Annotated in this window: 18 protein-coding genes; 15 read left to right on the top strand and 3 right to left on the bottom strand. The window is 46.3% G+C overall.

Annotated features, from left to right (window positions below; genetic code table 11):
* On the top strand, positions 1 to 609 hold a 609-nt coding region (locus tag B3O33_RS08815; protein WP_292363443.1), incomplete at its 5' end, for a helicase HerA-like domain-containing protein.
* Positions 610 to 616: 7 nt separating this feature from the next.
* Here the strand turns inward: B3O33_RS08815 and B3O33_RS08810 are convergent.
* On the bottom strand, positions 617 to 1393 hold the full coding sequence (locus B3O33_RS08810) for a lipopolysaccharide kinase InaA family protein (RefSeq protein WP_136552984.1): 777 nt from the start codon (positions 1391 to 1393) through the stop codon (positions 617 to 619).
* Positions 1394 to 1655: 262 nt separating this feature from the next.
* Between B3O33_RS08810 and ubiK the strand changes: the two genes are divergently transcribed.
* From ubiK to B3O33_RS08770, 8 genes are all read left to right on the top strand, one after another.
* Positions 1656 to 1904 carry a ubiquinone biosynthesis accessory factor UbiK gene (ubiK, locus tag B3O33_RS08805; protein WP_136552890.1) on the top strand — a complete coding sequence of 83 codons (249 nt, stop codon included), beginning with the start codon at positions 1656 to 1658 and terminating at the stop codon, positions 1902 to 1904.
* A gap of 37 nt (positions 1905 to 1941) precedes the next feature.
* Positions 1942 to 2697, top strand: a complete 756-nt coding sequence (locus tag B3O33_RS08800) for a hypothetical protein (protein WP_136552891.1) — start codon at positions 1942 to 1944, stop codon at positions 2695 to 2697.
* 42 nt (positions 2698 to 2739) lie between these two features.
* Positions 2740 to 3054, top strand: coding sequence for a pyrimidine/purine nucleoside phosphorylase (locus B3O33_RS08795; RefSeq protein ID WP_069296893.1), 315 nt, complete (start codon positions 2740 to 2742; stop codon positions 3052 to 3054).
* 185 nt (positions 3055 to 3239) lie between these two features.
* The gene (phnC, locus tag B3O33_RS08790; RefSeq protein WP_292362519.1) at positions 3240 to 4094 is read left to right on the top strand and encodes a phosphonate ABC transporter ATP-binding protein; all 855 of its coding nucleotides are present in this window, start codon (positions 3240 to 3242) and stop codon (positions 4092 to 4094) included.
* On the top strand, positions 4094 to 4957 hold the full coding sequence (phnD, locus tag B3O33_RS08785; RefSeq protein WP_292362520.1) for a phosphate/phosphite/phosphonate ABC transporter substrate-binding protein: 864 nt from the start codon (positions 4094 to 4096) through the stop codon (positions 4955 to 4957). The genes phnC and phnD overlap by 1 nt, the downstream gene beginning before the upstream one ends.
* A gap of 9 nt (positions 4958 to 4966) precedes the next feature.
* A complete protein-coding gene (gene phnE / locus B3O33_RS08780; RefSeq protein WP_292362521.1) occupies positions 4967 to 5773 on the top strand; it encodes a phosphonate ABC transporter, permease protein PhnE in 807 nt (268 codons plus the stop codon).
* A 9-nt stretch (positions 5774 to 5782) separates the two neighbouring features.
* Positions 5783 to 6799, top strand: a complete 1017-nt coding sequence (locus tag B3O33_RS08775) for a phosphonate dehydrogenase (RefSeq protein WP_292362522.1) — start codon at positions 5783 to 5785, stop codon at positions 6797 to 6799.
* Positions 6787 to 7683 (top strand): LysR family transcriptional regulator, encoded by an 897-nt coding sequence (locus B3O33_RS08770; RefSeq protein ID WP_292362523.1) that lies wholly within the window; start codon positions 6787 to 6789, stop codon positions 7681 to 7683. The genes B3O33_RS08775 and B3O33_RS08770 overlap by 13 nt, the downstream gene beginning before the upstream one ends.
* Here the strand turns inward: B3O33_RS08770 and B3O33_RS08765 are convergent.
* Positions 7680 to 8843 (bottom strand): DUF481 domain-containing protein, encoded by a 1164-nt coding sequence (locus B3O33_RS08765; protein WP_292362524.1) that lies wholly within the window; start codon positions 8841 to 8843, stop codon positions 7680 to 7682. The genes B3O33_RS08770 and B3O33_RS08765 overlap by 4 nt on opposite strands.
* Before the next feature lie 318 nt (positions 8844 to 9161).
* Here B3O33_RS08765 and vapB point away from each other — a divergent pair, with 318 nt between their 5' ends.
* The 5 genes from vapB (at position 9162) to B3O33_RS08740 (ending at position 14349) form a co-directional block, all read left to right on the top strand.
* Positions 9162 to 9401 carry a type II toxin-antitoxin system VapB family antitoxin gene (gene vapB / locus B3O33_RS08760; protein ID WP_292362525.1) on the top strand — a complete coding sequence of 80 codons (240 nt, stop codon included), beginning with the start codon at positions 9162 to 9164 and terminating at the stop codon, positions 9399 to 9401.
* Entirely contained in the window at positions 9394 to 9801 is a 408-nt protein-coding gene (gene vapC / locus B3O33_RS08755) for a type II toxin-antitoxin system tRNA(fMet)-specific endonuclease VapC (protein WP_292362526.1), read from the top strand. Before vapB ends, vapC begins: the two co-directional genes overlap by 8 nt.
* A gap of 108 nt (positions 9802 to 9909) precedes the next feature.
* A complete protein-coding gene (locus B3O33_RS08750) occupies positions 9910 to 11412 on the top strand; it encodes a YifB family Mg chelatase-like AAA ATPase (RefSeq protein WP_292362527.1) in 1503 nt (500 codons plus the stop codon).
* Between the two features lie 6 nt (positions 11413 to 11418).
* Positions 11419 to 13431 (top strand): DNA helicase Rep, encoded by a 2013-nt coding sequence (gene rep, locus B3O33_RS08745; protein ID WP_292362528.1) that lies wholly within the window; start codon positions 11419 to 11421, stop codon positions 13429 to 13431.
* Between the two features lie 60 nt (positions 13432 to 13491).
* Positions 13492 to 14349: a YcnI family protein gene (locus B3O33_RS08740; RefSeq protein ID WP_292363441.1), complete on the top strand. Its 858-nt coding sequence runs from the start codon at positions 13492 to 13494 to the stop codon at positions 14347 to 14349.
* A 77-nt stretch (positions 14350 to 14426) separates the two neighbouring features.
* Here the strand turns inward: B3O33_RS08740 and B3O33_RS08735 are convergent, their stop codons facing one another.
* The gene (locus B3O33_RS08735; RefSeq protein WP_292362530.1) at positions 14427 to 14630 is read right to left on the bottom strand and encodes a hypothetical protein; all 204 of its coding nucleotides are present in this window, start codon (positions 14628 to 14630) and stop codon (positions 14427 to 14429) included.
* A gap of 373 nt (positions 14631 to 15003) precedes the next feature.
* On the opposite strand from B3O33_RS08735, the gene B3O33_RS08730 reads away from it, so the two are divergent.
* Positions 15004 to 15674 (top strand): MBL fold metallo-hydrolase (locus B3O33_RS08730; protein ID WP_292363440.1); only part of this gene is annotated, 671 nt, incomplete at its 3' end.

Below are 15674 nucleotides of genomic sequence, written 5' to 3'. Positions count from 1 at the left end.
GTCGTGCGTCTGATTCGCTCCAAAGGCGTTGGCGTTTATTTTGTGACCCAGAATCCGACCGATATTCCTGACAGCGTGCTGGGACAATTAGGTAATCGTATTCAACATGCACTTCGGGCTTATACCGCCAAAGATCAGAAAGCGGTTAAAGCCGCCGCTGAAACTTTTCGTGACAATCCAGCCTTTTCGACCACGGAAGTCATCACCGAAATGGGTGTGGGTGAAGCGCTGGTTTCCATGCTGGATGAAAAAGGTCGTCCACAGATTGTGCAGCGAACCATGATTAAACCACCACAGGGACAGATTGGCCCCATCACACCACAACAACGTCAGCAATTAATGCAAAGCTCTTTGGTGGCGGGTGTTTATGAAAAAATGCTGGATCGTGAATCAGCCCATGAAATTCTTGCCGAACGCGCTGAAAAAATGCAAAAGGCAGCACTGGCCGAACAAACTGAAGCGGCAAAAGAATCGGTCAAACCGGCTCGTAAAAGTAATCGCGAGTCAGTATTCGAAGCGTTTGCCAAAAGTGCGATGCGCTCGGTGGGCAGTCAGATTGGCAGACGTTTGGTGCGGGGAATATTCGGGTCGTTATTAAACGGAAAATGATTTTTTTTCAGTTTGGGGCAGTTAATTGGTTAAAAACGATTTTACTTTTTGTAGCGTTTTTTATTTGTAACTTTCGCCATAATTTTTTGGATCTGGGTGAAAGCTTTTCTTCCTGCTGATAAGTTCGGAAAAAAAATATTCGATCTTTCTCGGACCAGTTTCCAACAGAGTGGCGATACAGCGTAATCAGATCGCGATGAATGGCCCTGGTTTTAAACAGTTGCCATTTAAGTTTTTCCAGATCAATAAAACGAACCCGCCATTCACCATTCACGTATTTAACAAAAATATGCTTTGGATAAAGACAGTTATGCTGGAAATGATACTGATGCATCAGCCTTAAATTTTTGGCTACCTGGGTGAGTAAGGCTCGTTTCTGCAGACGATCCAGTTTCCGTGATGCGATATCCAAAGGTTGATAATCATTAAGCGCTTTAGTCACTAAGATGGCTTTCATACCTTGTTGTTCAAAGAACAATGGCTTGAGCGTCGGAATGTTCTTTTTGGTCAACCTCAGGATATTGCGATATTCCTTGGAGAACGTCGCTTCTCCCTTGAAGGGGTGAAGCCATGTTTTACTCAGGTGATTTTCCTGGCGCTTTATAAAAGCATCAACGGCACCGGTATTTGTATTGACAGCTTGCCTGATGACGCCACTCCAGCCACCCCGACGAATATTGGGGGCTTCAAACCAATTAGTGTAAAGATGCCAAAGTGATTCAAAATCAAGTACACCCTCACAGGATTGGTTTTCGGTCAGCCGTTCTGATTTTGCCTGCGTCATCATTATCAATAAGTTGAATAGATGGGGTGAGAATATTCCAAACCTTTATTGTTATTCAAGTTATTTGTAATATTTTTGTCATATTTGAACTTTTATCTCTGAACCATGCAATTATTTATGCAAATTTTTGCCTGAAGTAAGTCTGAACTTGGAAGTTTTTCAGCTACCCGTCCAGCAGCAAAATTTCAGTAAGTTTTCCTTTCCCGTAGAATAGACAATGAAACATAAACAGACCCCTGGACTCTAGATCAAAGGAACCAACATGATTGATCCGAAAAAACTTGATGAAATTGCCGACACCATTACCCGTGCCTTGCCACCCGGCTTGTTGCAGATGCGGGATGATGCCGAAAAGAACATTCGTGCTGCGATGACCTCCACGTTCAATAAACTGGACTTAGTCACCCGTGAAGAATTTGAAGTGCAATCGCAGGTTTTATTGCGTACTCGTGAAAAACTCGAAGCGTTGGAAAAACGTGTCGAAGAGCTGGAGCAGTTAACCAATAAATAAAAGCTTTACCATAACTAAATAAGGAAGTTAGAGAGAGATGAAAAAAACAGCTATTCTGATTCCATCAGCCCTGTTGATGTTAACCATGCCAATGATAGCAACTGTGCAGGCAGATACGTCTTCACAATCAGCGACCACCATCAGTCAAAACCAGCAGCAGAATTTGCAGGGACACTGGGTGGATACGTCCGGTCGTGGTGTTTTAACATTTGATAACGGCATCGCTTTTTTATCACCGACCGGTGAAGCTGATCCGCAAAATACTTATCAGGTGGAATTATCCGGCGATGGTCAGTTAACCATGACTCCGGCTGAAGGCAGCAAAGCCTCAAACAAAACCATCGAGACGCAGGTGGATTGGCAAAAACAAAGCTTCAGTTTCAATAACGGACTTTATAACTTTGTGCGTCCACCACAGATTAGCGAACAGGAACTGGACGGCTACTGGCATGAAGAAGCCGATATGCAGGGCGCAAAACATATTCGTGCCATGGAATATAAAAACAATGCTTCCAGCTATGATTATCACTGGTGGCGCGTGACGCCCGCGTTGGGTACTTTCCAGAAAGGTGTGGATCGTGATGTGTCATTAAAAATGCAGCATGGTTTTGTCTTTACCGATCCTAAATCAAGCAGCCCTTATGTGCATTACGCTATCAAAAAAGACGGCGATACGATTCATTATGTCGATCGTAACGGTGCCACCTGGTCAGAAACCAAAACCGACAGTCTGTATGTCTATGAAGTACCTAAAGGGTATAAAGAGATGAAAGACTGGATGACAGCCCGCTAACTCAGGCGTATATTCCTTCAAATTTTTACCAGAGAGAGCCGTATGTCTACATTCGAAAATGTCACGGTGACCCGTGAAGCCAATATCTATTTCGATGGCAAAGTAACCAGCCGCAAAGTGACATTTGAGGATGGCAGTTATAAGACCCTTGGCATCATGATGCCGGGCGAATATAAATTTGGTACCGAGAAAGCCGAGTTAATGGAAATTCTTGCCGGACAATTGCGCTACCGTCTGGATGGTGACACGGATTGGACGCCGATTACCTACGGTCAGTCATTTAATGTACCGGCCAATTCATCGTTTGATATTGAGATTACTGAGTTAGTCGATTATTGCTGCAGCTATCTCGATTAAGTTTTCACTTAATCTAAGTGATAAAAAACCGCCGTCTGTTATGGACTGGCGGTTTTTTTATGTCGACAGGTCAGTCACCTGTCATCAAATGGTCATCTAACCTTCATTTGCCAGTCATATTTAAACCTTAGCATTCCATTGTGAACCGCAATACTGCGGTGCTTAATATTGCGAAAGGTGATGATATGACGTCTAAAAAAACACCTCAGCCGATTCTCTCGATTGAGAATCTCGGGATTACCTATCCCGGTGGAATCGAAGCATTACGTTCAACCTCAGTTGAGTTTCAACGTGGCGAATTCAATGTGCTGCTCGGGCTCTCCGGTGCCGGAAAATCTTCATTATTACGCGCGCTTAATCATTTAGTGAAGCCCACTTCAGGCAAGGTAACTTCAGCCGAATTCGGTGTGCTGGATAGTCAGCGTACTTTACGTCGACATCGGCGTAAAACGGCCATGGTGTTTCAGCATCATCAACTGATCCTGCGTCACACCGCTTTGCAGAATGTACTGATGGGCCGTCTTGGATATCACTCTTTTTTGCGAAGCCTGTTGCCGATGCCTCACGCTGATTTGGAGCTGGCATTACATTGTCTGGATCGCGTCGGACTAGCCGACAAAGCCTTGTCTCGTGTCGATCAATTATCCGGTGGACAGCAACAACGTGTTGGTATTGCCAGGGCTTTGGCACAGCAGCCAACCATCATTCTGGCGGATGAACCGGTCGCCAGCCTGGATCCTTCTACCTCTGAAAAAGTCCTGTCCCAGTTAAAACAAATCTGTGCTGAAGATGGCATCACCACCATCGTTTCCTTGCATCAGCTGGAATATGCCAAACGCTTTGCAGACCGCATTATCGGCCTGGCGAATGCACAGGTTGTATTTGATGCCGCACCGGATCAATTGGACGACACACAACTGGCATTGATTTATCAGCAACCGTCTACGCTTAAAAACGATAAATCAGCCAAAGACAAACCCCGCTTATCTGCCCAACAAAACTTACCCACTAAAACTGCAACACAACTGGAGATTGCCTGATGAAACTGTTTAAACAATTACTGTTAGCCACATCCATGCTAGTGACAGCTATAGCACCAAGTATGGCTGCAGACGCTGATCCGGATACCCTGAAAGTCGCTTTACTTCCCGATGAAAATGCGTCAGAACTCATCAAGCGTAATCAACCTTTAAAAGATTATCTTGAAACGACGCTGAATAAAAAAGTAGAACTGATAGTCACCACCGATTATTCCTCAATGATTGAAGCCATGCGTTTTGGACGTATTGATTTGGCGTACTTTGGTCCGCTTTCTTATGTCATGGCCAAATCAAAAAGTGATATCGAGCCGTTCGCCGCGATGGTGATTGATGGTGTACCGACGTATCGATCAATCATTATTGCCAATGCCGACTCGGGCATTGAATCTTATGCCGATATCAAGGGTAAAAAAATGGCTTATGGCGATCGTGCTTCAACCTCCAGTCACTTGATACCTAAAACGGTATTAATTGAACAAGGCGGCATCGAAGCCGACACCGATTATGAACAGCATTTTGTCGGTACTCACGATGCGGTTGCCGTGAATGTCGCTAACGGTAATGCCGATGCCGGTGGTTTGTCTGAAGTGATTTTCAACTTCGTGGTGGAACGCAAGCTGATTGATCCGGCCAGGGTAAAAGTGTTGGGACACAGCAAACCTTATCCGCAGTACCCATGGGCAATGCGCTCTAATCTGAATGATGATTTGAAAGCTAACATCAGAGATGCGTTTGTCAGTCTGGATGATGAAGAAGTGCTGAAGAACTTTAAAGCCGAAGGGTTTGCACCGATTACCGACGCTGATTATGACGTGATTCGCGATATGGGCAAATTACTCAATCTTGATTTTTCCACGATGTAAGGACGTTTTATGAGTACGCAAGTCATTACACATCAAGATGCACTGAAACGTTACAGCCAGCGCTGGAAAAAACAAACTCTGCAGGTGATGGCCTTACTGGCCATCATTCTGCTGGCTGCCTGGTATGTGAATGTACTTAACTTTGAATTACTGGCAAATGGTCTGCCAGCGATTGGCACCCTGGCTGGTGAGTCGTTTCCCCCTGACTTTACCAATATCCGTAACTGGTTTTCCCCATTGTTAGATACGCTGGCAATGAGTATTGCCGGAACGGCAATAGCTGTGATGTTTTCGGTTCCGATGGCGTTTCTGGCCGCACGCAATACAGCGCCACATGGTTTGGTATTTCAGCTGTCACGTATTGTGTTAAATGCACTGCGATCGGTGCCTGAACTGATCATGGGGATTATTTTCGTGGCCGCAGTGGGGTTTGGTGCGTTGCCGGGTGTATTGGCATTGGCATTACATTCAATTGGTATGGTCGGTAAATTTTTTGCCGAAGCGATTGAACATGTGGATGAAGCTCCGGTTGAAGCCGCCCGTGCAGCCGGTGCATCGCCGATGCAGGTGTTATATCACGCGATTCTGCCACAGGTGATGCCGCAGTTTGCCGATGTGGCGATTTACCGCTGGGAATATAACTTCCGTGCTTCCACAGTCATGGGCATGGTCGGTGCCGGTGGTATCGGCTTTGAGCTGATGGGCTCATTACGCATCATGCAATATCAGGAAGTATTTGCGATCCTGCTGGTGATTCTGCTGATGGTCACATTAGTTGACGCGTTAAGCGGTGTGTTACGCAAAAAATTCAAGTAAGGGATGACAATGAAACCCAAACTGGTGATTACCCATAAAGTACACGATGAAGTGCTGCAAATGCTGGCGCCGCATTGTGATTTGATAACCAATCAGACGACTTTCAGTTTGTCCCGAAACGATACTATGCAACTGGCACATGATGCTGACGCACTGATGGTGTTTATGCCGGATAGAGTGGATGCAGACTTCCTGAAAGCCTGTCCGAATCTGAAAGTGATTGGTGCGGCATTAAAAGGCTATGACAACTTTGATGTCGATGCCTGCACTGCAAATGATGTCTGGCTGACCTTTGTACCGGATTTGCTGACAGTTCCTACTGCCGAACTGACCATCGGTCTGATGGTTGGCCTGATTCGACATATCCGGGCAGCAGACGAGCATGTTCGAAGCGGCTATTTTAAAGGCTGGCGCCCACAGTTTTACGGACTGGGTGTGGAAGGTTCAACCATTGCCATTATCGGCATGGGTGCCATTGGGCAGGCCATCGCCCAACGGCTTAATGGTTGGGACGCTAAGCTGGTTTATACCGATCAACAAGCTTTAGCTGCTGAAAAGCAGGCTGCATTAAATCTTGAGTTTATGACTCTGGATGAGGCGCTTGCTCAGGCTGATATTGTGATTATGGCATTGCCCTTAAATTCGCAAACTCAGCATCTGATGAATCAGCAGCGTTTACAGCAGATGCAGCCGGGATCGTTTCTGGTGAATCCATGTCGTGGATCGGTGGTTGATGAGGCTGCCATTTTACGATTGCTGGAGAGTGGTCACTTAGCCGGCTATGCCAGTGATGTGTTTGAAATGGAAGATTGGGCCCGTGACGATCGACCCAATGAGATCGATCCCAACTTCTTAGCACATCCCAATACGTTGTTTACGGCACATATCGGTTCGGCGGTAAGTGATGTTCGTCTGGCCATTGAAAAACGTGCTGCTGAAAATATTCTCAGGGTATTGCATGACGGGCAGCCATTGGATCCAGCCAATCAAATACGCATAGAAAGGAAACAATCATGCTCAATCTAGTCTGGCTGAAAAGTTTGATAGCGGTGATTGAACAACACAGTTTTCAGGCGGCTGCTATTGAATTGGGATTGGCGCAACCGACGGTAACTCAGCACATTCAAAAATTGGAAGACATGTTGTCAGTATCATTGATTCAACGTGGCCGAAGCGGATGTCAGCCAACCGAGCACGCATTGCGTCTGTTGCCTTATGCGGAGAGCATGTTACGCCTCCACGATCGGGCTTTGCAAGCGATGCTGACGACACCATCTGTAAAAGTAGGGGCCAGTTCCAACATCGGTATTTATCTGTTGCAACCCTATTTGCAGGATTACCTCAGCAGTCAATCACTGGAGCAGGAAAAACTGGATCTGCTGATTGATGCGAATCCAAGCATTGCCGAAAAACTGGAAAATGCTGAAATTGATATGGCATTGATGGAGTGGTGGTCACCTAAAGCCGGATTTGAATCGCATATCTGGAAAACCGAACCGTTGGTGTTGATTGCACCACCCACACATCCGTTGGCAAAGCTGCCGGTTATCACGAAATCCATGCTGGCAGGGTTGAATTTAATTGGCGGTGAATCCGGCAGTGGCACCGGTCGTTTACTGAAAAACTATCTGCATGAATTTCAGCAGATGCCCAGCATCACGATGCAGTTGGGCAGCACTGAGGCAGTCAAACAGGCGGTCAGAGCCGGTTTAGGCATCTCACTGGTATTTGCTTCTGCGGTAGTGGATGAAGTCAGACATGGAAGTTTAACGGCCATCCCTCTGGAGGATAATACGCTGCAAAAGTCTATTCAGCTGGTCTGGCGTCAACACCCGACCGTTCAGTATAAACGGCCGGGGTTTGTTGAACATTTACTGCAAAACGCGATGGTACAAAATACGCTGAGTTAATCCCAGTCATACACCAGATTCAGCCGATAGTTGGTATCCGTTGTTTCAGCATCTAATGCAGGTTGGCTGTTGTACTGGCTTCTCAGGCTTGCCCGTAACTTCCAGGCTTCGTCATTGGTAATCGGCATTTCAGCACCAAAATTAGTGACCAATAAATAGTTTTGGCCTGGGCTGCTGAAGGATGGATAGTAGGTCAAATCGTGAAACAGATTTAAACGGCTATTGAGGTTATAGTTGGTCTCATAGCCGAGAACACCGGTTGGATCTTTTTCGGTGGTGCCATCAGAGTAACTTTCAAAACGATAACCGACACCCGCAAAGCCTTTGAAGATTAAATCCGGTTCACGAATAAAAAATCGCCCCAGACTGGCTGTGGTAATCGCACGTAAATCCAGCTCTTCAAAATCATCAATCTCAAAATCAGCACTGCCACGGGCAAAATAGTTTTCACTGATATCACGTTCCAGTTTGATTCCGGCCAGTTTTTCATTTTCGGTCTGCTCGTCATCTTCCTTGGCGTAGTTGATTTCCAGATACATGCCCAGTCTTTCATTTGCTGTTTCCCGATGCAGTTCCCCTCGGCCAGTGACCGCCATTCTGTCAGTGTTACCACTGGCACCTTGTACACCAAATGCCAGACTTCCACTCCACGGATCCAGCAAGGCTTCACGTTCTGCCCGAAGTTGCTGCACTTCGGCTGTGTAAGTTTCTTCCAGTTCCGCTTTCTCCTGCGCCTGAGCGGTTTTGATTTGCTCAATTTCCTGCTGATATTGCTGTTCCATTGCCGCAGTTTGCGGTTGCACCGCATCGGTTTCCCACAGTGTATTAATGCGTTTCGGATCAATATCCACTGTGCCAAACGCTGTACCAGTCAATTGATGCTGGCCCTGTTCATTAACCGTCAGCTGACCCAGAACCCGGTCACTGCTATCCAGTTCAATCAGGTGTTTCTGATCGGTACTGATTTGCGTTACCCGACTGAAATCGACGGTGACTTCATCGGCAAAAGCGGTATCCATAATGACTTTGCCTTCAGAAATCTGTTTGATAGACCCTTTAAGAATACTGCCATCATCAAGCAGAATCTGATCCGCTGCGAGGCTGGTGGAAGTGAGAAGAAGAATGGTGGAAATAGCGCTGCTCAATCGACGTTGAAGCATGATTTCTCCGTGTTTTATTAAGGTCTTCCGTGAATCTATGCTGATTGTGTGATGGATAACCTTTGGTTCAAAAATGCTTTACCAAGGATGCGAAACGGCAACGATATAAAACGACTTTAGGAAAAATTAGCTAGACGATTTATTCGCGGTTTGGAAAAACGACTTTGAAAGACCATAAAAAATAAAACGTGAAAATAGTGTGAAGGTGAAAACAGGTTTAATTAATGTTTTAACTAAAAAACAATAAATTTGTATATAGTCTTGATGTATATATTGTATTATATATACAATAACTCTATACATTTTAGAGGGCAATTTATGGCTACAGGATCAGTATTCGAAAACAATAAAACTCAAGCAGTGAGGCTGCCTGCAGAAACACGATTCCCAGAAGGAATTAAACGAGTTACGGTTCGGGTGTTAGGTTCAGAAAGGGTGTTGTCGCCGGTCGATAATACGTGGGATAGCTTTTTCCTGGCACAACAGACTGTGACGGATGACTTTATGACTGAACGAGCAGACCAGCATCAAACTGAACGGGAATCGTTTGATGATTAAATATATGCTCGACACCAATATCGTGATTTATGTCATAAAGCGTAGGCCAATTGAAGTTTTAGATATTTTTAATCGGCATGCAGGACAAATGTGTATCAGCAGCATCACTATGGCTGAATTGCTGCATGGTGCAGAAAAAAGTGAACGAACTGAGCATAATCTAAAAGTGGTCGAAGACTTTGTTTCGCGTTTGGAAGTAATGGAATACGGTATTAAAGCGGCGTCACATTACGGCGATATTAGGGCTGAATTGGAAAGTAAAGGTACGCCCATAGGCGTGAACGATATACATATTGCGGGTCATGCTCGAAGCGAAGGACTGACCTTAGTCACTAACAATATCCGCGAATTTGAACGAGTTGAAGCATTGAGGTTGGAAAACTGGCTGATAACCAAATAAACATTTCGATAGAAACTGATAACCCGTTTTGATTAAGCCAGGATTGAACTTCATCCTCTGGCTTATATCCGCTAGAATCAATTTAAACTAATTTTCCAGGGAAGGAATATGAGTATTGCCACGGTTTACAGTCGTGCTTTGACCGGTATTTATGCTCAGGCAGTGACGGTTGAAGTGCATCTTTCCAATGGTCTGCCCAGTCTGTCGATTGTGGGTATGGCGGAAACGGCGGTCAAGGAAAGCAAGGATCGCGTTCGTTCGGCGTTGATAAACTCTCAGTTCAATTTTCCTCAGCAACGCATCACCATCAACCTGGCTCCAGCCGATTTACCCAAAGAGGGCGGGCGATTTGATTTACCGATTGCGTTGGGCATTCTGGCGGCTTCCAATCAAATTCCGGTGCAATCCTTAAGCAACATGGAGTTTATCGGTGAGTTGGGTCTGACCGGTGAATTACGTGCGGTTAGGGGTGTGTTACCTACTGCGTTAGCGACGTCTGACGCCAACCGACAATTAATGGTGCCGTTTGAGAATGCGGAAGAGGCGGCGCTTACTGAACAGGGTGAGAGTTTTGCTGCGAAGACTTTATTGGAAGTCTGTGCACATTTGCATGATCAATTACGTTTATCGCCCAATCTGAATAAACAACAGCAAAGTCAAAATAACTATGCTGATTTAGCCGATGTGCGTGGTCAGGCATCAGCAAGGCGGGCATTGGAAATTGCGGCTGCTGGCTCGCATAGCCTACTTTTCGCTGGACCTCCCGGTACGGGTAAAACTATGCTGGCCAGTCGTTTACCGGGCATTCTGCCGCCGATGAGTGAGCAGGAAGCGATTGAAACGGCAACCATTCATTCAATCTCTTCAGCTGGTTTTCAGGTGGAAAACTGGATGCAGCGCCCTTTTCGGGCACCGCATCACACAACTTCGGCGGTAGCTTTGGTTGGTGGTGGCAGTCAGCCTAAACCGGGTGAAATTTCTTTAGCAAACAACGGTGTCTTATTTCTTGATGAATTGCCGGAATATGACCGTAAAGTATTGGAAGTATTAAGAGAACCAATTGAATCCGGAAAAATAACGATATCCCGTGCTGCCAATCAGGCGGAATTTCCGTCTAAATTTCAATTGGTTGCCGCAATGAATCCCTGTCCGTGCGGTTATCTGGGGCAGGCAAGATGTCATTGCACAGAAGAGCAAGTCAGACGCTACCGTGGTAAGATCTCCGGCCCGTTATTGGATCGCATTGATATGTTGATGGAGGTGCCGGCAGTGGATAAAAAACTGTTGCGGCCTCAGCCTGATGATGTTCCTCCTGAGTCCAGTGAAAAGGTTCGTCAGCGGGTGATTCAGGCACGGCAGATTCAACTTGATCGTGCCAACAAAGCCAATGCGTCCCTGCAACATAAAGAACTAGAGGTTTTTTGCACCTTGTCAGATCAGGATTTTCAACTAGTAGAAAAAGCCATCAGTCGTTTTGGTCTGTCGGCCCGTGCCTATCATCGTATTTTAAAAGTGGCCCGTACCATTGCTGATTTGGCCGGTTCACCCGACATTCAAACAGTCCATTTAACAGAAGCCATCGGCTATCGACGCCTCGACACAGCGAATTAATATTTAGTGAAAGATCTCAATCCGCAACAGCGGGAAGCTGTGCGTTACATCGATGGACCGTTGTTAGTGTTAGCCGGTGCCGGCAGTGGCAAGACGCGGGTGATTACCCGCAAGATTGCCTATCTGATCGAGCAATGCGGTATGAAAGCCAGCAATATCGCCGCCGTAACCTTTACCAACAAAGCCGCTCGTGAGATGAAGGAGCGGGTTGCTGATTTGATGTCTACCCGACAAGCCTCAGCGCGAGGTTTGATGGTATCCACATTCCATACGCTTGGTTTGAATATCCTGCGGCGTGATGGAAAATCACTAGGCTATCGTCCCGGCTTTTCCATTTTTGATGCCCAGGATTCACTGGCGGTTTTTCGCGATCTGATGGGACGTGATTTTGCGGCTGACAGCGATCATGCACAGGAAGTGCAAAACCTGATTTCAAACTGGAAAAACCAATTAATTTTGCCCGAGCAGGCGGCCCAGATTGCCGACGGTGCTCAGGAAGAATTCGCTGCCAGGGTTTACCCACGTTATGTGCAGGCATTGCAGGCCTATAACGCCGTAGATTTTGATGATCTGATTTTAAAACCGGTGATTCTGTTCCGAGAACATCGTGATGTGTTACAAAAATGGCAGGCCAAAATTCACTATCTGCTGGTGGATGAATATCAGGATACCAACGGTTGTCAGTATGAACTGGTCAAGCAATTGGTCGGCATTCGTGAAAAGCTCACCGTGGTAGGGGACGATGATCAATCGGTGTATTCCTGGCGTGGCGCACGCCCAGAAAATCTGGTGCAACTGCAAACTGACTTTCCAAGATTAAAGCTGATTAAACTGGAACAGAATTATCGGTCGATGGGCCGTATCTTACGAGTCGCCAATACATTGATAAGTCATAACCCCCATATTTTTGAAAAGAAACTGTGGAGTGCGATGGGCGAGGGCGATGCGATTCGGGTGATTGGCTGTCGTGATGACGAACATGAATCAGAAAAAGTTATTTCCGAGCTGCTTTATCACAAGCTCAAACACCAGGCCAGTTTCAAGGACTATGCGATTCTGTATCGCAGTAATCATCAATCCCGTTCGCTGGAAAAAGTGTTACGTGAACATAACGTGCCGTATTTTCTGACCGGTGGCACCTCGTTTTTCTCGCGGGTTGAAGTCAAAGACATCATGGCCTATCTGCGCCTGCTGGCCAATCAGGATGATGATAATGCCTTTTTACGAGTCATTAACACGCCACGTCGAGGTATCGGTTCATCTACCTTACAGGCGCTTGGAGAATATGCTGCCAAACGGAACACCAGCATGTTTGGCGCCTGTTTTGAAATGGGACTGGCTGAAAGTCTGCCAGCTAAATCAGTGCAGAACCTGGAAGTCTTTACCCGCTGGCTGATTGATATTTCCGATCGTGCTGCCCGTGGCAATCTGCTGGATGCGATCAAGGATATGATCGAGGAGATCAATTACCGCGGCTGGCTGGAAGAAGTCAGTGGCGATCCGAATAAAGCCAATCGACGTATGGAAAATGTCGATGAACTGGTCAGCTGGATCGAGCGAATGATTGATCAGGACACCGAAGAAAAATCGATTGGCGATATTGCGGCACGTTTAACGTTGATGGATATCATGGACCGGCAGGCTGATGAAAATCAGGCCGATGCGGTGCATCTGATGACATTGCATGCGGCGAAAGGGCTGGAATTTCCGCATGTATTCATTGTCGGAATGGAAGAAGAAATCCTGCCGCATCGAACCAGTATTGAAGAGGATTCCATCGAGGAAGAACGGCGTCTGGCCTACGTTGGCATCACAAGGGCACAACGCAGTCTGGTGATGACGCTGGCCAATACCCGTAAACGTTACGGTGAAAAGGTGGACTGTGAAGAAAGTCGTTTTCTTCGCGAGTTACCGCCAGAAGATTTGATCTGGATGACCGAAAAAACCCAGGTTGATCCGGAAGAACGAAAAGAGCGTGGCAAAGCGCATTTATCCAATATTCGGGATATGCTTAAGTAATACCACTCGGATAAAACAAAACGGGTGCTAACCCACAATGGAAATCAGGTTGGAAAAATGATGAAAAATAAACTTTTGTGCTTGGCGATGTTGATACCCGGTTTGGCTAATGCTCAAGTGTTTCTCGAGCAGACTCAGGCGGAAAGTGGCAGTTATTACAAGGGCGTCCTGGCAGTAACCGCGGGTTGTGATGGATCGGGGACTACCCGCATCACGGTTGATATTCCGGAAGGTCTGCAATTTGTGCAACCCATGCCCAAAGCGGGCTGGCAGCTGGAAGTCGTCAAAAAGCCGGTTGAACGCCCATTCTTTAAGGCTGGGGTTGAGATAACCGAAGCTGTTCGGCAGATTACCTGGTCAGGTAATACCTTAAGTGATATTCATTTTGATGAATTTATTTTCCGTGGGCGGATTGGTGTGGGTGCCACCAGCGTGCTGACTTTTCCGGTCACGCAGAAATGCGAATCAGGCGAATTACATTGGGATCAAATTGCCGAAGCAACCGTCGAAACCCGGGGACAAGTGCAGGGTCAATATCGTGAAATGGATTTTGAAGAAGATGAATTACATCAACAACATGATGAGATGGATCAGCAAACAGATCCATCAGGTGATCACAGTCAGCATAAAGCGCATCAGCATCAACACCAGCATGGCCAAACTAAGGGTGAATCTGAGCATTCCGTGGATCATAGTCAACATAAAAGCCATCAGCATCAACATGGTCAGGCTAAAGATGAAACCGATCACTCAGCCCATCAACACCACCATGATCCTCAGATGGATATGACTGAGGAAGATAGTGAAATGGATCATTCAGCTCATGCTGGCCACGGCGGCCATGGTCAATCCACTCTGCAATATCCAGCACCGTATGTGACCGTGGTGGATGGCACGGGTGATCATCATCACCATTAATGCTCTAGCAGCATAAAAAAGGCCTCGTTTTTAATACAAACGGGGCCTTTTTTTATGCATTCCTGTTGACTAGGTGCTCATGGCGGAGTGGGAGGCTGCGGCATAGGTGGAGCCTCTTCGGCCTCTTTCTGTTTATCATCATCCGGGTCATCTGCCGGCTGATAAGTGCCTTCGGAAGGATCAGGAACCTGAGGCGATTTTTCATCTTCAGACTTTTCAGAAGCGGCGATAATCGTCGAAATGCTAGCTGATCTTTCTTGATTTATTTGCTGTAGTGTCATGATGTGGATTCCTTAAGGTTATTAAAGAGGACATCTATCTTGCTGTAATAGCAGAGTGAAACGCTTTGATTAGTGGATTTTAGTCACAACAGATGCGGTTCAATAACCACGCGCTTGTATCTCAACAAGTAAATGCTTTTTCAATTAGACGTTACTACAAATCAATAGAGTTACAGTTAATCTGCATCAATATGGTCAATATCTGACAAGTTTATGAAAGTAGTGATACGGTAAACATTTCTATGTTTAGCGTATAAATTGAGAATAAAGACGTCCACCAAAGATTTGACCCATATCAACAGTTTGTATGTCTAACCCCAGTAAACTGTACTCTAGCTAAAAACAGTATTTGTCAGACAAGGATCACACGCATATGAAACTTCGATTTCTCGGTGGTACCAGCACAGTAACCGGTTCCCGTTACCTGCTTTCTGATGATAATCACCGATTGCTGGTGGATTGTGGCTTGTATCAAGGGGTGAAAACCTTGCGGCGACGGAACTGGGCAACGTTTCCGGTCGATCCTTCAACCATCAATGCCGTGGTACTGACGCATGCTCATATCGATCATTCCGGCTATCTGCCAGCACTGGTCAAAAACGGCTTTAAAGGCAAAATCTACTGCACCAAGGCCACCCATGAGTTATGTAATGTGCTGTTGCCCGATGCCGGTTATCTGCAGGAAGAAGATGCCAAATATGCTTTTCGCAAGAAGTTCTCAAAACACGAGAGCCCGGAACCATTATTTACCGAAAAAGATGCCAGAGAAGCGTTAAAACATTTCGAATCTCTGCATTACCACGAGACATTTGAGCCAGTAAAAGGCTTTGAAGTCAGCTTCACACCAGCTGGGCATATTCTGGGCTCATCCTGTGTGCATGTTCATCACAAAGGTTCAGATCGCACAGTAGTCTTTACAGGTGATGTGGGACGACAAAACGACATTATCATGCGTCCGCCGGAACCACTGCAGCACGCTGATGTACTGGTATGCGAGTCCACCTACGGCGACCGTCTCCATGGTGATTCAGATCCGGAAGCTGA

It is taken from the genome of Methylophaga sp. UBA1464, assembly GCF_002325665.1.
Lineage (GTDB): Bacteria > Pseudomonadota > Gammaproteobacteria > Nitrosococcales > Methylophagaceae > Methylophaga.
Note: the sequence above shows the minus strand (reverse complement) of the source record. Positions and strands in the feature narration are given on the sequence as shown.

What these genes read in the sequence shown, in the direction of transcription:
- vapB (WP_292362525.1), top strand. Translation starts at nt 9,162, where the DNA reads ATGGCTACAGGATCAGTATTCGAAAACAATAAAACTCAAGCAGTGAGG.
- B3O33_RS08735 (WP_292362530.1), bottom strand. Translation starts at nt 14,630, where the DNA reads ATGACACTACAGCAAATAAATCAAGAAAGATCAGCTAGCATTTCGACG.
- phnC (WP_292362519.1), top strand. Translation starts at nt 3,240, where the DNA reads ATGACGTCTAAAAAAACACCTCAGCCGATTCTCTCGATTGAGAATCTC.
- B3O33_RS08750 (WP_292362527.1), top strand. Translation starts at nt 9,910, where the DNA reads ATGAGTATTGCCACGGTTTACAGTCGTGCTTTGACCGGTATTTATGCT.
- B3O33_RS08775 (WP_292362522.1), top strand. Translation starts at nt 5,783, where the DNA reads ATGAAACCCAAACTGGTGATTACCCATAAAGTACACGATGAAGTGCTG.
- phnE (WP_292362521.1), top strand. Translation starts at nt 4,967, where the DNA reads ATGAGTACGCAAGTCATTACACATCAAGATGCACTGAAACGTTACAGC.
- B3O33_RS08800 (WP_136552891.1), top strand. Translation starts at nt 1,942, where the DNA reads ATGAAAAAAACAGCTATTCTGATTCCATCAGCCCTGTTGATGTTAACC.
- B3O33_RS08770 (WP_292362523.1), top strand. Translation starts at nt 6,787, where the DNA reads ATGCTCAATCTAGTCTGGCTGAAAAGTTTGATAGCGGTGATTGAACAA.
- phnD (WP_292362520.1), top strand. Translation starts at nt 4,094, where the DNA reads ATGAAACTGTTTAAACAATTACTGTTAGCCACATCCATGCTAGTGACA.
- B3O33_RS08810 (WP_136552984.1), bottom strand. Translation starts at nt 1,393, where the DNA reads ATGACGCAGGCAAAATCAGAACGGCTGACCGAAAACCAATCCTGTGAG.
- vapC (WP_292362526.1), top strand. Translation starts at nt 9,394, where the DNA reads ATGATTAAATATATGCTCGACACCAATATCGTGATTTATGTCATAAAG.
- ubiK (WP_136552890.1), top strand. Translation starts at nt 1,656, where the DNA reads ATGATTGATCCGAAAAAACTTGATGAAATTGCCGACACCATTACCCGT.
- B3O33_RS08740 (WP_292363441.1), top strand. Translation starts at nt 13,492, where the DNA reads ATGAAAAATAAACTTTTGTGCTTGGCGATGTTGATACCCGGTTTGGCT.
- B3O33_RS08765 (WP_292362524.1), bottom strand. Translation starts at nt 8,843, where the DNA reads ATGCTTCAACGTCGATTGAGCAGCGCTATTTCCACCATTCTTCTTCTC.
- B3O33_RS08795 (WP_069296893.1), top strand. Translation starts at nt 2,740, where the DNA reads ATGTCTACATTCGAAAATGTCACGGTGACCCGTGAAGCCAATATCTAT.